Source organism: Salipiger pentaromativorans (assembly GCF_024721115.1).
GTDB classification, from domain to species: Bacteria; Pseudomonadota; Alphaproteobacteria; order Rhodobacterales; family Rhodobacteraceae; genus Salipiger; species Salipiger pentaromativorans.
In genome coordinates, this window is the sequence record NZ_JAMDHK010000001.1 from 313,813 (window position 1) to 328,330 (window position 14,518).

Genomic DNA, 14,518 nt, shown 5'->3' on the forward strand with positions numbered 1-14,518 from the left:
GACCGAAGCCGATACCGGAAAGGACCGTCCATGCAGCTTCAAGACCGTGTCTTCCTGATCACCGGCGCGGGCTCCGGCCTGGGCGCCGCCGTGGCCGAGATGGTGGTCACCGCCGGCGGCAAGGCCGTACTGCTCGACATCAATGCCGAGGCCGGCAGCGCCCGGGCCGAGGCCCTGGGCCCCGCCGCGCGCTTCGTGAAGACCGATGTGACCAGCGAGACCGATGGCCAGGCCGCCGTGGCCGCCGCGCTCGACGCCTTCGGGCGTCTCGACGGGCTGGTGAACTGCGCCGGCATCGCACCGGGGGAAAAGATCCTCGGGCGCGAAGGGCCGCACGGGCTCGAAAGTTTCACCCGGGCGATCACGATCAACCTGATCGGCACGTTCAACATGCTGCGGCTCGCCGCCGAGGCGATTTCGAAGCAGGAGGCCGGGCCGGATGGCGAACGCGGGGTGATCGTGAACACCGCCTCGATTGCGGCCTTCGACGGGCAGATCGGCCAGGCCGCCTATGCCGCCTCCAAGGGCGGCGTGGCGGCGCTGACCCTGCCGGCGGCGCGGGAACTGGCGCGTTACGGTATCCGGGTGGTCACCATCGCGCCGGGGATCTTCGGCACGCCGATGATGGCGGGGCTGCCGCAGGAGGTGCAGGACAGCCTCGGCGCCTCTGTGCCCTTCCCGCCGCGCCTGGGCCGGCCCCCGGAATACGCCGCGCTGGTGCGGCAGATCGTCGAGAACACCATGCTGAACGGCGAGGTGATCCGGCTGGACGGCGCGTTGCGCATGGCACCGCGGTAACCCGGACGGCACGGAAACAGGGAGAGACGGCAATGACACAGCAGGATCCGATCGTGATCGTGGGCATGGCCCGCACCCCGATGGGCGGCTTTCAGGGCGATCTGTCGGGCGCCAGCGCCAGCGAGCTGGGCGCCACGGCGATCACGGCGGCGCTGAGCCGCGCGGGGCTCGCCCCCGAGGCGGTGGAAGAGGTGGTCTTCGGCTGCGTGCTGCCCGCCGGACAGGGCCAGGCCCCGGCGCGCCAGGCGGCGCTGGGGGCCGGGCTGCCGCTGGCGGCGGGCGCGACCACGGTGAACAAGATGTGCGGTTCGGGCATGAAGGCGGCGATGTTCGCCCATGACCTGATCGCGGCGGGCAGCGCGCGGGTGGCCGTGGCCGGCGGCATGGAAAGCATGACCAACGCCCCGTATCTGCTGCCCAAGGCCCGTGGCGGCTATCGCATGGGCCATGGCCAGGTGGTCGATCACATGTTCCTCGACGGGCTGGAAGACGCCTATGACAAGGGCCGCCTGATGGGCACCTTCGCCGAGGATTGCGCGCAAAGCTACCAGTTCACCCGCGAGGCCCAGGACGGGTATGCGATCACCTCGCTGGAGCGCGCGCAGGCGGCCATCGGCGACGGCAGCTTCGCCGCCGAGATCGCCCCGGTGACACTGCGCAGCCGCAAGGGCGAGACCCGGGTCGAAATCGACGAACAGCCCGGCAAGGCGCGGCCCGACAAGATCCCCACGCTGAAACCCGCCTTCCGCGAGGGCGGCACGGTGACCGCGGCAAATGCCTCCTCGATCTCGGACGGCGCGGCGGCGCTGGTGCTGATGCGCCGCTCGGAGGCCGAGGCGCGCGGCCTGACCCCGCTGGCCGTCATCGCCGGGCACGCCACCCATGCGGATGCGCCGAACCTCTTTCCCACCGCGCCCATCGGCGCGATGCGCAAGCTGTCGGACAAGACCGGCTGGGATCTGAAAACGGTCGATCTGTTCGAGATCAACGAGGCCTTTGCGGTGGTCGCCATGGCGGCGATGCGCGACCTCGACCTGCCGCATGACAAGGTGAACCCGCATGGCGGTGCCTGTGCGCTCGGCCATCCCATCGGCGCCTCGGGCGCCCGGGTCATGGTCACGCTGCTGGCGGCGATGCGGAAATACGATCTGCAACGCGGCATCGCCTCGCTCTGCATCGGCGGCGGCGAGGCCACGGCGGTCGCATTGGAAAGGCCGGTCTGATGCTGCTCGACGAGACCCAGGAACAGATCCGCGACAGCGTCCGCGCCTTCGCCCGCGACCGGCTCGCCCCCGGCGCGGCCCGGCGCGACGCCGAGCACGCCTTTCCCCATGCCGAGCTGGCCGAGATGGGAGAGCTCGGCTTTCTCGGCATGCTGGTGCCCGAAGCCTATGGCGGCTCGGATCTGGGCATGGTGCCCTATGCGCTGGCTCTGGAAGAGATCGCCGCCGCCGATGGTGCCTGCTCGACCATCCTGTCGGTGCACAGCTCGGTGGGCTGCATGCCGATCCTGCGGTTCGGGAGCGACGCGCAGAAGGCGCGGTTCCTGCCGAAGATGGCGCGCGGAGACTGGATTGGCGGCTTTGCCCTGACCGAGCCGCAGGCCGGCTCCGATGCCGCGGCGCTGAAGACGCGGGCGGTACGGGACGGCGACAGCTATGTGATCAACGGCGCCAAGCAGTTCATCACCAGCGGCAAGAACGGCGATGTGATCATCACCTTCGCGGTGACCGATCCGGCGGCGGGCAAGAAGGGCATCACGGCCTTCATCGTCCCCACAAACACCCCCGGTTACGAGGTCGTCGCGGTCGAGAAGAAGCTGGGGCAGCACGCCTCCGATACCTGCGCGCTGTCCTTCACCGACATGCGCGTGCACGCCGAAAACCGTCTGGGCGCGGAGGGCGAAGGCTATCGCATCGCGCTGTCCAATCTCGAAGGCGGACGCATCGGCATCGCGGCGCAGGCGGTGGGCATGGCGCGGGCCGCCTTCGAGGCGGCGCGGGCCTATGCCCAGGAGCGTCAGGCCTTCGGCAAGCCGATCATGGCGCAGCAGGCGGTGGCCTTCCGGCTGGCCGACATGGCCACCCGGATCGCGGCGGCACGCCAGATGGTGCTTCACGCCGCCGCGCTGCGCGAGGCCGGCAGGCCCTGTCTGACCGAGGCGTCGATGGCCAAGCTCTTCGCCTCGGAAATGGCCGAGGAGGTCTGTTCCGGGGCGATCCAGATCCATGGCGGCTATGGCTATCTGGCGGACTACCCAGTGGAGCGGATCTATCGCGACGTGCGGGTCTGCCAGATCTACGAGGGCACAAGCGAGGTGCAGCGGCTGGTGATCGCGCGGGGGCTGTGAGTGCGGGGGAGGAGGCAGCGCTCTATCCTGCCGCAGCAGAGGGCACGCGCCCCCTCCCCCCAGACATAGCCCCCTCCGCCCCGCGCGTGTATCCTGCCGCCCATGCGCCCGAATCTGCACAGCTTCCCCCTGCGCCCCGCCCGCGTCCACGAGGTCTGCGGGCCCGGCGCCACCAGCTTTGCCGCGATCCTCGCCGCAGGCAGCACCGGCCCCGTGCTGTGGATCCGCGAGGACTGGCAGCCCGAGACGCTGAACCCGCAGGGGCTCGCCCCCTTCTTCGATCCCGCCCGGCTGCTGCTGGCGCAGGCGCCTTCGCAGAGTGATGCGCTGGCGGTCGCCGAAGAGGCGCTGCGCGACGGCGCTGTGCCGCTGGTCGTCGTCGAAATCACCCGCCCGCTGGATCTGCGCCAGGGGCGGCGGCTGCAACTCGCTGCCGGAACGGGCGGCGCGACCGGGCTTTGCCTCATTCCCGAAGGCATGGGCAGCAACGCCGCCGAAACCCGCTGGCGCGCCACCCCGCACCCCGCCAAAACCGCCGGAGACTCGACAGTCCTGCGGTGGGAAATTATAAAGAACAAATCAGGAACACTTGGGGCCTGGGATGTTCGATGGGATGACACGGCGCATCGTCTGCATGTGGTTTCCCCGGCTGGCAAGCGACCGGGCTCTGCGGGCGCGCCCGGTTGAGGCGCCTTTTGCGCTGACCCTCCGGCACGCCAGCGCCGAGCGGCTCTCGTGCCGGAACGCCGCCGCCGCCGCGCTGGGGCTCGATCCCGGCATGACCCTGGCCGATGCCCGCGCGCTCTGCCCCGATCTGCTCACCGCCCCCGCCGATCCGCCGGGGGATGCGCGGTTTCTGGGCGTGCTGCGCCGCTGGGCCACGCGCTATTGCCCCTGGGTCGGCACCGACGGCGCCGACGGGCTAGTGCTGGATGTCACCGGCGCGGCACATCTGCATGGTGGCGAAACGGCGATGCTGGCGGATATGCGCGCCCGCACGGCGCGTGCCGGGCTGACACTGCGGCTGGGGCTTGGCGACACGCGCGGCGCGGCCTGGGCGCTGGCGCATCATGGCGAGGGCGCGGCCCCGCCCGGCGACGGGCTGGCGACGCTGGGCCCCCTGCCGGTCGAGGCGCTGCGCCTCGCGCCGCAGACCGTCACCGGGCTGCAACGGCTGGGGCTGCGGCGGGTTGCCGATCTGGCCGCCACGCCCCGCGCGCCCCTGACCCGCCGCTTCGGCCCGGAACCGCTCGCGCGGCTCGACCAGGCGCTGGGGCGGCTGCCCGAGCCCGTCGCGCCCGAACCCGACCCGCCGCATTACGGCCTCCGCCTCAGCCTGCCCGAACCCATCGGCCGCACCGAGGACGTGATGGCCGGCGCCGCCCGGCTGCTCGCCACGCTCTGCGACAAGCTGCACAGGGACGAGGCCGGGGCCCGCCGGCTGGAGCTGACCCTGCGCCGCGCCGATGGCGGCAGCCAGAGCATCGAGCTGCGCCTCGCCAGCCCGATGCGGGATCCCCACCGCATCCTGCCGCTCTTCGCCCGCGGGGTGGAGGCCGCCGAGGCCGGGTTCGGCATCGACCTGCTGCGGCTGGAGGCCACGCAGGTCGAAGATCTGCCCGTCCAGCAGCTCGGCGGGCCGGTCCCCGCCGGCAGATCGGCTGCGGCGCTCGACGATCTGATCACCCGCATCGGCACGCGAATCGGGCTGGAGAATGTCCTGCGCCTGCTGCCCGCCGACAGCCATATCCCCGAGCGCGCCTTCAGCCGCGCCCCCGCCGCCTATTCCCGCGCCGAGACCGGCTGGGCGGCGCCGCGCCCGCGTCCGCTGCGGCTGTTCCCGCCCGAACCCATCGCCGCCAGCGGCAGCCAGCCCCCCGCCCGCTTCCGCTGGCGCGCCATGACGCTCGACACGCTCCGCGCCACCGGGCCCGAGCGCATCGCGCCGGAATGGTGGCTGCCCGACGAGACCTGGCGCCGGGGCCTGCGCGATTACTGGCGCGTGGAGACCCGGCAGGGCCGCCGCCTCTGGCTGTTCCACACGCCGCAACAGCCCGGCTGGTTCGTACAGGGGGAATTTGCATGACCGCCCCTGCCCCCCCCGCCTATGCCGAGCTGTGCGTCACCTCGAACTTCACCTTCCTCACCGGCGCCTCGCATCCCGAAGAGCTGGTCGCCCGCGCCGCCGAGCTGGGGCTGGCGGCCATCGCCGTCACCGACCGCAACTCGCTGGCGGGTGTGGTGCGGGCCTATAGCGCCCTCAAGATCCTGAGGGAAAAGGCCGAGGAGAGCCTGCGCATCCGCTCCCGGCACCGGGTGGACAGCTGCTCGCGGCAGGAGATCGGCACGCCGGAGGAGATCCCGCATCCCGCCGCCCCGTCGCTGCCGAAACTCATCACCGGCGCCCGGCTGGTGCTGCGGGACGACCCGGTGGAGTGGCTCGCCCTGCCCACCGACCGCGCCGCCTATCACCGGCTGGCGCGGCTGCTTTCCACCGGCAAGCGGCGGGCGGAGAAAGGTGCCTGCCACCTGACCCTGAGCGACCTCGAAAGCGGCTGCGCGGGCATGATCCTCATCGCCCTGCCGCCATCCGATCTGGCCCAGGCCACGGCCCCCGTCCGCAGGTTGCAGCGGCGCTATCCCGGCCATGTCTTCCTGGGCGCCGCGCCACGCTACGACGGTTCGGACCAGGGCTGGTTCGATGCCTGCGCCCATGCGGCGCTGCGGCTTTCGGCGCCCATGGTGGCGGTGGGCGATGTGCTGCTGCACCGGGCGTCGCGCCGCCGGCTGGCCGATGTGCTGACCTGCCTGCGCGAAGGGATCACCATCGACGCCATCGGCACCCGCGCCCTGCCCAATGCCGAACGGCGGCTGAAGGGCGCCGCCGACATGGCACGGCTCTATCGCAACCACCCCGCCGCGCTGCGCCGCACGCTGGAGATCGCCGCGCGCTGCGCCTTCGACCTGTCGGAACTCAGCTACGAATACCCCGACGAGATCGCGGGCCACGAGGCGCCGCAGGAGCGGCTTGCCCGCCTCGCCGCAGAGGGGCTCAAACGCCGCTATCCCAAAGGCGTGCCGGCAAAGGTCTGCCAGCTCATGGAAAAGGAGCTGGCGGTGGTGGCCGAGCTGGGCTTTGCCGCCTATTTCCTCACCGTGAACGACATCGTCGCCCATGCCCGGTCCCAGGGCATTCTCTGCCAGGGGCGCGGCTCGGCGGCCAATTCGGTGCTCTGCTACCTGCTCGGCATCACCGATGTCTCTCCCGATCTGATCGGCATGGTCTTCGAACGTTTCATCTCGCGCTACCGGGGCGAGCCGCCCGACATCGACGTGGATTTCGAACACGAGCGGCGCGAAGAGGTGATCCAGTGGATCTATGAGAAATACGGCCGCCACCGCGCCGGGCTCTGCGCCACGGTGATCCATTTCCGCTCGCGCGCGGCGATCCGCGAGGTCGGCAAGGTGATGGGGCTGAGCCAGGACGTGACCGCCGCGCTGGCCGGGCAGATCTGGGGCATGTCCAACGGCGGCGCCGATCCCGCGCGGCTTCGCGAGCTGGGGCTCGACCTGCGCGACCGGCGCCTGTCGCAGACCGTCGAGCTGATCGGCGAGCTCATCGGCTTTCCCCGGCACCTGTCGCAGCATGTGGGCGGCTTCGTCATCACCCGCGGGCGGCTCGACGAGCTGTGCCCCATCGAGAACGCGGCGATGGAGGACCGCACGGTCATCGAATGGGACAAGGACGACATCGACACGCTGGGCATCCTCAAGGTCGATGTGCTGAGCCTCGGCATGCTGACCTGCATCCGCAAGGCCTTTGGCCTGCTGGAAACCCATGAGGGGATCCGCCACCGGATCGAGACCGTGCCGCAGGAGGATCGCGCCACCTATGCCATGCTGCAACGCGCCGATGCCATCGGCGTGTTTCAGGTGGAAAGCCGGGCGCAGATGAATTTCCTGCCCCGGATGCAGCCCAAGACCTTCTACGATCTGGTGATCGAGGTGGCCATCGTGCGCCCCGGCCCGATCCAGGGCGGCATGGTGCAGCCCTATATCCGCCGCCGCCAGGGGCTGGAAGAGCCCGAACCCTTCGGTCCGGCACTGGCCGAGGTCACGCGCAAGACGCTGGGGGTGCCGCTGTTTCAGGAACAGGCGATGCAGATCGCCGTGGTGGGCGCGGGCTATTCGGCGGAGGAAGCCGACAAGCTGCGCCGCTCGCTCGCCTCCTTTCGCCGCATGGGCACCATCGGCGCGCATCGCGACCGCTTTCTCGCCGGGATGCGGAAGAACGGCTATGACGACGAGACCGCCGAGCGCTGCTTTGCCCAGATCGCGGGCTTTGCCGATTACGGCTTTCCCGAAAGCCACGCGGCGGCTTTTGCCATGCTGACCTATGTCTCTTCCTGGCTGAAATGCCACCACCCGGCGGTGTTCGCCTGCGCACTGCTGAACGCCCAGCCGATGGGGTTCTACGCCCCCGCGCAGATCGTGCGAGACGTGCGCGAACACGGGGTGGAGGTGCGCCCGGTCTGCGTCAACCGCAGCGCCTGGGACAATGCGCTGGAGCGGCGCGCCGACGGGGCGCTGGCGCTGCGGCTGGGGTTCCGCCAGATCAAGGGGGTCCGCGAGGAGGAGGCGGAATGGATCGTGGCGGCGCGCGGCAACGGCTATCCCGACCCCGAAAGCCTCTGGCTGCGGGCGGGGCTGGCGCCGGCGGTGCTGGAGCGGCTGGCCGAGGCGGACGGGTTCGCGGGGCTCGGGCTCACGCGGCGCGATGCGCTTTGGCAGGTGCGCGCGATAAGGGCACCCGCGCCGTTGCCGCTGTTCTCCGATCCGCTCGACGGCGAGGGGCTGCGCGAGGCGGAGGTGGCGCTGCCGCCCATGCATCTGGGCGAGGAGGTGGTGGAGGATTACGTCGCCATGCGGCTGTCGCTGCGTGCCCATCCGATGGAGCTTTTGCGCCCGTCCCTGCCCGGCCTCACCCCGCATGCGGAACTGGCGAAGACGCCGCTCCGGCAGGTGACGGTCTGCGGGCTGGTGATCACCCGGCAGCGGCCGGGGACGGCCTCGGGGGTGATCTTTCTGACGCTGGAGGACGAAACCGGCGTGTCGAATGTGGTGGTCTGGCCGAAGGTCTACGAACGGTTCCGCCGCATCGTCATGGGCGGGCGGCTGCTGCGGGTCAGCGGCCATCTGCAACGCGAGGGGATCGTGGTGCATCTGATCGCCATGCGGATCGAGGACATGTCGGCGCGGCTCTCCGATCTGGGCCATCCGCTGGACGAGGCGGTGGGCATCACCTCTGTCGCCGCCGACGACGCGCCGCGCCCGCCGCGCTACCCGCCCCGCGCGCGGCATCCGCGCGAGCAGGCCAAACGGCTGTTCCCGAGCCGGGATTTTCACTGAGCGATGGCCGGCACCACAAGCACAGCGGTTGCCGGGCCCGGCGGGACAGGCAGCCGCTTTCGACGTGCGTCCGGGCCATTGGCATGACGCCAACAAGCGCGCAAGCAAGCCATTGCATGGATGGTGGGCAGATTGCCCACCCTACGACGCCACAAATCAATCTGCGACGAGCCTTCTCAATGTGACCGTGGCAAGCCCAGCTTGGCATCTCGCCCTTTTCAGAGACCGACCGCTGACGCCCCGGATCACATCCGGAGCGAGAGTTGCAGATCCGTAGGGTGGGCAATCTGCCCACCTGTCCCGAAACCGCCCCTACCCCGCCAGCAGCGCCCGCGCCGCCGCGCGGGCCTCGGGCGTCACCGTGTCGCCCGAGAGCATCCGCGCCAGCTCGTCCTCGCGCGCGCCCGCATCGAGCGGTGTCACCGTCGAGAGCGTCATCTCCTCGACCACCCGTTTCTGCACCCGCCAGTGATGCGCCCCGAGCGCCGCCACCTGCGGCGAATGGGTCACCACCAGCACCTGGCCGCCTGCGGCCAGCGCCTTCAGGCGCCGCCCCACCGCATCCGCCGTGGCACCGCCGACGCCCCGGTCGATCTCGTCGAAGATCATCGTCACGCCCCGGTTGCGCTCTTCCGAGAGGCAGACCTTCAGCGCCAGCAGGAAGCGCGACAGCTCCCCACCCGAGGCGATCTTGTTCAGCGGCCCCGCCGGCGCACCCGGATTGGTCGCCACGGTAAAGGCCACCGCGTCGCGCCCCTCGGGCCCCGGTTCTCCGGCCTCCAGTTCGGTACGGAACAGCGCGCGCTCCATCTTCAGCGGCGCCAGCTCGGTCGCCATGGCCGCGTCGAGCCGCGCCGCCGCCGCGAGCCGCGCCGCGCTCAGCGCCGCCGCCGCCGCGTCATAAGCGCCATCCGCCTCGGCCACCGCGCGGGTCAGCTCGGCAATATCCTCCGCCCCGCGATCCAGCGCCGCCAGCCGTCCCGACAGCGCCGCCGCCAGCTCCGGCAACGCCTCGGGCGCAACCTGATGCTTGCGCGCCAGCCCGCGAATGGCAAAGAGCCGCTCTTCGGTCACTTCCAGATCGTGAGGGTTGAACTCCAGCGCATCGAGGCAATCGGCCACCTCGCGCCCGGCCTCATCGAGCTCGGCCATGGCGCGGGTCAATGCCGCGATGGCGCCTTCCAGCCGCCCCTCCGCCTTCTCCGCCGCGCCGTCCAGCCAGCGCAGCGCGTTCGCCATCGCGCCCTCCGCGCCCTCATAGCCAAGCGCGTCCGAGGCCCGCGCGATGTCCTCGCGGATGCGTTCCGCCGCCTGCATCATGCGGCGTTTGCTGTCCAGCTCCGCCTCTTCGCCCGGTTCCGGCGCAAGCGTTTCCAGCTCCTCGACCGCGTGGCGCAGAAACTCCTCTTCGGCGCGCATCTCGGCCAGCGCCGCCTCAGCCGCCTCCAGCCGCTTGCGCGCGGCACGGCGCTCGGCCCAGGCGGCGCGCACCGCCGCCAGCTCCGCCGCGATCCCGGCATAAGCATCCAGAATCGCGCGATGCCCCGAAGGGTTCAGCAGGCCCCGGTCGTCATGCTGCCCATGCAGCTCGACCAGCGTCTCCGAGAGCCGCCGCAGCACCTCTCCGCTGGCACGGCGGTCATTGACCCAGCCGGTCTTGCGCCCGTCCGCCGCGTTCACCCGCCGCAGGATCAGCTCGTCCGAAACCGGCAGCCCGGCCTCTTCCAGCACCGCCCGCGCCGCATGGCCCGGCGCCAGTTCGAACACCGCCGTCACCTCGCCCTGCGAAGCACCGCTGCGCACCAGCTCGGCCCGGCCGCGCCAGCCCAGGACGAATCCCAGCGAATCCAGCAGGATAGACTTTCCCGCCCCGGTTTCGCCGGTCAGCACGTTGAGACCCGGCTGGAACATCAGATCCAGCCGGTCGATAATCAGCATGTCCCGGATTTCAAGCGCCCGCAGCATGATGCTCAGGACGGGGGGATGCCCCGCCTTCCCCTAGAGCCACTGGCCTTTGACCATCTGGCGATAGATCTGCGACAACCAGTTGTCGCCCTTCGCCTTCATCTCCAGCCCCCGGCCCGTCAGCAGCTTGTAGCTGTCCTCGTACCAGTCGGTGCCCTGATAGTTGTAGCCCAGAATCGCCCCGGCGGTCTGTGCCTCGTCGGTCAGGCCCAGCGACAGATAGGCCTCGACCAGCCGGTGCAGCGCTTCGGGCGTGTGGGTGGTGGTCTGGAAATCCTCGACCACCGACCGGAACCGGTTGATCGCCGCGCCATAGTGCTGGCTCTTGAGGTAATAGCGGCCGATCTCCATCTCCTTGCCGGCGAGATGGTCGAAGGCGAGATCGAATTTGAGAATCGACGAACGCGCATATTCGGTGTCGGGATAACGCTCGATCACCGTGCGCAGCGACTGAAGCGCCTGGAAGGTCAGCCCCTGGTCCCGGCCCACTTCCTCGATCTGGTCGTAATAGCTGAGCGCCAGCAGATACTGCGCATAAGCCGCATCGTCATCGGTCGGATAGAAGTCGATGTACCGCTGCGCCGAGGCGCGGCTGTTCTCGTAATCCTTCTCGAGATGATAGGCATAGGCCTGCATGATCAGCGCGCGCTTTGCCCAGTCGGAATAGGGGTAAAGCCGCTCGACCTCGCCAAAGTAGAAGGCCGCCTGCTCGCCATCCTTGCGGTCGATTTCGAACTCGCCCCGCTCGTAGATCTGCTCGGCGCTGTAGGTCTCGATCGGCACGTTGCCACGGGCAAAGCCCGGCCGCTCCTGCGCCGTGCATCCGGCCATAAGAACGGCGTAAAAAGCCGCCCCGATCACAATCTTCCGCGATCTGCCGCCTGCCATGCCCGACAATCCTCATATCCCTTGCACCGGACCGTTTCCGGTCTCTAGCACGGTCCTAGCACAGAAAATTCCGGTGCAAAACGCCTTAACGGCGTTTTGAAGCCGGCGTCGCGTTCAGGCGACAGCGGGGATCTCGTCGCGCTCGACTCCGGCCCCCGGAAGACGGGCGGCAATGTCGCTGTCGCAAAGCGTCACGCGAAACGCGTCAGGCGTCGAGAACAGCTCACGCAGGAGCATGTTGGTGATGGCGTGCCCCGCCTTGTGCCCTTCGTAATGACCGATGATCGGCGCGCCGGCGGTGAACAGATCGCCCAGCGCATCCAGCATCTTGTGGCGCACCGCCTCGTCCGCGTGCCGAAGCCCGCCCGGCGACAGAACGCGCGCGCCGTCCACGACCACCGCGTTTTCATAGGTCCCGCCCAGCGCCAGACCGTTGGCCTGCATCGTCTCGACATCGGCCTGACGGCAGAAGGTGCGGCTGTCGCACAGTTCGCGCACGAAGGTGCCATTGGCGAGATTGACGCTTTTTTCCTGCGTGCCGATGGCCGCATCGTCGAAGTCGATGTGGAAATCCATGCTCGGCCCCGCGCCCGGCGCGGCCGGCGACAGCCGGGCCCAGCCCTTGGCGGTGTGCACCGAGACCGGCAGCAGCACCTCGATGGCACGAACCGGGGCGCGCAGTTCACGCACGCCGCGAGCCAGGATGCCACGCACGAAAGGCGCCGCCGAGCCGTCGAGAATCGGCACTTCCGGCCCGTCGATCTCGATCAGCGCGTTGTGCACGCCGCAGCCGGCGAGCGCCGCCATCACATGTTCGATGGTCGAGACCGAAACGCCGGCCCCGTTGACGATGCGGGTGCAGAGCGGGGTCACCTCGACGGCATCCCAGCGCGCGGGCACCAGCGTATCGCCCAGAAGAATGTCGGTCCGCTTGAACCAGATGCCGTGCTCGGCCATGGCCGGACGGATCGTCATGCGGGCGGGTTTGCCCGAATGCAGGCCAACGCCCTGAAAGGTCACTGCGGAGCGGAGTGTCGTCTGCACGTGGTTCACCTCGGTCACCAGAGCCCGCCTCCCCAATGGCGGCTCCTTCGAATTTCGGGATACAGAGCCCCCCCTGTCATCTCAAATCAAAGATTGTAACCGGTTGAAACATCGCCGTAACAGGATGCGCAAAACCCCGCCCAGCGCCGGGATGCGGAAAGTAATTCATTGATAAGAAACGAAAAACGCCCCCGGAAACCGGGGGCGTTTTCGCGCGTGATAACGCGAGATGTCAGTTGGCCTGACGCCGCAGGAAGGCCGGGATCTCGATCCGGTCCTGATCGTGCGCCTCTTCCGGATCTGCCACCGGGGCCGGCTGATGCGCCTGCATCGGCGGCTGCTGGCGGCGCGGCGCGGCGGGCGCCTCCTGGGTGTGGCCGGTCATCCGGTTGATCAGCGAGTTGATGCCGAAGCGGGGCTTGTCCCCTTCTGCCGCGCGCGCGACACCGGCGGGCTGTTGCGGCTGCATCTGCTGCTGCGGGCGCGGCGCATGCCCGGCGGGCTGCTGACGGCTGCGGGCGGCAGCGGCCTGAAGGCGGGCCAGCGCGTCGGGCGACGGCGTGCCGGGGGCCGGCGCACGCGGCGCGACAAAGGTGTCGGGCTCGGCCTCGAGCGCATCGGGCTGCGGCTGGAACTGCGCAACCTGCGGACGATAGGCCGGCGGCGGCAGATCGTCGGCAGCCGGAGCGGCGGCGGCGGGTATCTCTTCTTCGAAGAGGCTGTCCATCGGTTCCTCGGCAGCGCGCGCGCTGTGCAGGTTCTCGAAGAGCGACGGCTCGTCCTCTTCGTATTCCGGCTCGGCCACCTGAGCGGCAACCGGGGTCGCCACCGGCGCGGGGGCCGGAGCCGGTGCGGGCGCCGGGGCCTCTTCGACCATGGTCGGCTGCAGCGGCTCCGAGAGCTTGCGGCGCGGCACCGGAACATCCGAATGCACGTTGGACGCGTCGATCCCGGTCGCCACGACCGACACGCGCATCATGCCTTCCATGCTGTCGTCCAGCGTCGAGCCGACGATGATATTCGCATCGGCATCCACTTCCTCGCGGATGCGGTTCGCGGCTTCGTCCAGCTCGAACAGCGTCAGGTCGTGGCCGCCGGTGATGTTGATCAGCACGCCCTTGGCGCCCTTCAGCGAGATCTCGTCGAGCAGCGGGTTGGCGATGGCCTTCTCGGCGGCCTGGATCGCGCGTTCCTCGCCCTCGGCCTCGCCGGTGCCCATCATCGCCTTGCCCATCTCGTCCATCACCGAGCGGACGTCGGCGAAATCGAGGTTGATGAGGCCCGGGCGCACCATCAGATCGGAGATGCCCTTCACGCCCTGATACAGAACGTTGTCGGCCATCGAGAAGGCTTCGGTGAAGGTGGTCTTTTCGTTGGCGAGACGGAACAGGTTCTGGTTCGGGATGATGATCAGCGTATCCACGACCTTTTGCAGCGCCTCGACGCCGTCCTCGGCCTGCTTCATCCGCTTGGCGCCCTCGAACTGGAAGGGCTTGGTCACCACGCCGACGGTCAGCACGCCCAGCTCACGCGCGGCCTGCGCGATGATCGGCGCGGCGCCGGTGCCGGTGCCGCCGCCCATGCCGGCGGTGATGAAACACATATGCGCGCCGGCCAGATGATCGACGATCTGCTCGATGCTCTCCTCGGCGGCGGCGGCGCCGACCGATGCGCGGGCGCCCGCGCCCAGCCCCTCGGTCACCTTGACGCCAAGCTGCACCCGGTTCTGCGCCATGCTCTGCTGCAGGGCCTGCGCATCGGTGTTGGCGGTGACGAAATCCACCCCCTCGAGCTGCTGGGCGATCATGTTGTTGACGGCATTGCCGCCGGCACCGCCCACACCGAAGACCGTGATCCGGGGCTTCAGCTCTTCCTGGCCGGGCATCGAGAGGTTGAGTGTCATGTGCTTGTCCGCCTGTCTTTTATGACTTGTTACACGCCTGTCCTGCGCCTTTGGGGCCAATTCTTACCGACATCCGAGGCGTCGGTCACGCAAAAAACGCAGAATTGCCACGAAATATAGGGGGATTCTGGGGGTACGCGCGCGGGATTTCGCCGAAACCG

The 14,518-nt window shown here is 69.5% G+C and carries 10 protein-coding genes; 6 read left to right on the forward strand and 4 right to left on the reverse strand.

The window, feature by feature from the left end:
- Positions 1-30 precede the first annotated feature (30 nt).
- The 6 genes from M4578_RS01435 (at position 31) to M4578_RS01460 (ending at position 8,557) form a co-directional block, all read left to right on the forward strand.
- Positions 31-798, forward strand: a complete 768-nt coding sequence (locus M4578_RS01435; protein ID WP_258091651.1) for a 3-hydroxyacyl-CoA dehydrogenase — start codon at positions 31-33, stop codon at positions 796-798.
- Positions 799-830: 32 nt separating this feature from the next.
- Positions 831-2,021 (forward strand): acetyl-CoA C-acyltransferase, encoded by a 1,191-nt coding sequence (locus M4578_RS01440; protein ID WP_258091652.1) that lies wholly within the window; start codon positions 831-833, stop codon positions 2,019-2,021.
- Positions 2,021-3,148 carry an acyl-CoA dehydrogenase family protein gene (locus tag M4578_RS01445; RefSeq protein ID WP_258091653.1) on the forward strand — a complete coding sequence of 376 codons (1,128 nt, stop codon included), beginning with the start codon at positions 2,021-2,023 and terminating at the stop codon, positions 3,146-3,148. The genes M4578_RS01440 and M4578_RS01445 overlap by 1 nt, the downstream gene beginning before the upstream one ends.
- A gap of 102 nt (positions 3,149-3,250) precedes the next feature.
- Positions 3,251-3,835 carry an ImuA family protein gene (locus M4578_RS01450; protein WP_258091654.1) on the forward strand — a complete coding sequence of 195 codons (585 nt, stop codon included), beginning with the start codon at positions 3,251-3,253 and terminating at the stop codon, positions 3,833-3,835.
- Positions 3,750-5,234 carry a Y-family DNA polymerase gene (locus M4578_RS01455; protein ID WP_258091655.1) on the forward strand — a complete coding sequence of 495 codons (1,485 nt, stop codon included), beginning with the start codon at positions 3,750-3,752 and terminating at the stop codon, positions 5,232-5,234. Before M4578_RS01450 ends, M4578_RS01455 begins: the two co-directional genes overlap by 86 nt.
- The gene (locus M4578_RS01460) at positions 5,231-8,557 is read left to right on the forward strand and encodes an error-prone DNA polymerase (protein ID WP_258091656.1); all 3,327 of its coding nucleotides are present in this window, start codon (positions 5,231-5,233) and stop codon (positions 8,555-8,557) included. Before M4578_RS01455 ends, M4578_RS01460 begins: the two co-directional genes overlap by 4 nt.
- Before the next feature lie 312 nt (positions 8,558-8,869).
- Here M4578_RS01460 and recN read toward each other — a convergent pair whose 3' ends face one another.
- From recN to ftsZ, 4 genes are all read right to left on the reverse strand, one after another.
- Complete coding sequence (gene recN, locus M4578_RS01465) at positions 8,870-10,522, reverse strand: DNA repair protein RecN (protein ID WP_258091657.1); 1,653 nt, start codon at positions 10,520-10,522, stop codon at positions 8,870-8,872.
- 33 nt (positions 10,523-10,555) lie between these two features.
- Positions 10,556-11,410, reverse strand: a complete 855-nt coding sequence (locus M4578_RS01470; protein WP_258091658.1) for an outer membrane protein assembly factor BamD — start codon at positions 11,408-11,410, stop codon at positions 10,556-10,558.
- Between the two features lie 114 nt (positions 11,411-11,524).
- Positions 11,525-12,454, reverse strand: coding sequence for a UDP-3-O-acyl-N-acetylglucosamine deacetylase (gene lpxC, locus M4578_RS01475; RefSeq protein WP_258091659.1), 930 nt, complete (start codon positions 12,452-12,454; stop codon positions 11,525-11,527).
- A 232-nt stretch (positions 12,455-12,686) separates the two neighbouring features.
- Positions 12,687-14,357 carry a cell division protein FtsZ gene (ftsZ, locus tag M4578_RS01480; RefSeq protein WP_258091660.1) on the reverse strand — a complete coding sequence of 557 codons (1,671 nt, stop codon included), beginning with the start codon at positions 14,355-14,357 and terminating at the stop codon, positions 12,687-12,689.
- Positions 14,358-14,518: the final 161 nt, after the last annotated feature.

Bases quoted from the DNA above. Each gene is read 5' to 3' on its own strand.
- ftsZ (WP_258091660.1), bottom strand. From the start codon at position 14,357: ATGACACTCAACCTCTCGATGCCCGGCCAGGAAGAGCTGAAGCCCCGG.
- M4578_RS01435 (WP_258091651.1), top strand. From the start codon at position 31: ATGCAGCTTCAAGACCGTGTCTTCCTGATCACCGGCGCGGGCTCCGGC.
- M4578_RS01455 (WP_258091655.1), top strand. From the start codon at position 3,750: ATGTTCGATGGGATGACACGGCGCATCGTCTGCATGTGGTTTCCCCGG.
- M4578_RS01440 (WP_258091652.1), top strand. From the start codon at position 831: ATGACACAGCAGGATCCGATCGTGATCGTGGGCATGGCCCGCACCCCG.
- M4578_RS01450 (WP_258091654.1), top strand. From the start codon at position 3,251: ATGCGCCCGAATCTGCACAGCTTCCCCCTGCGCCCCGCCCGCGTCCAC.
- M4578_RS01460 (WP_258091656.1), top strand. From the start codon at position 5,231: ATGACCGCCCCTGCCCCCCCCGCCTATGCCGAGCTGTGCGTCACCTCG.
- M4578_RS01445 (WP_258091653.1), top strand. From the start codon at position 2,021: ATGCTGCTCGACGAGACCCAGGAACAGATCCGCGACAGCGTCCGCGCC.
- recN (WP_258091657.1), bottom strand. From the start codon at position 10,522: ATGCTGCGGGCGCTTGAAATCCGGGACATGCTGATTATCGACCGGCTG.
- M4578_RS01470 (WP_258091658.1), bottom strand. From the start codon at position 11,410: ATGGCAGGCGGCAGATCGCGGAAGATTGTGATCGGGGCGGCTTTTTAC.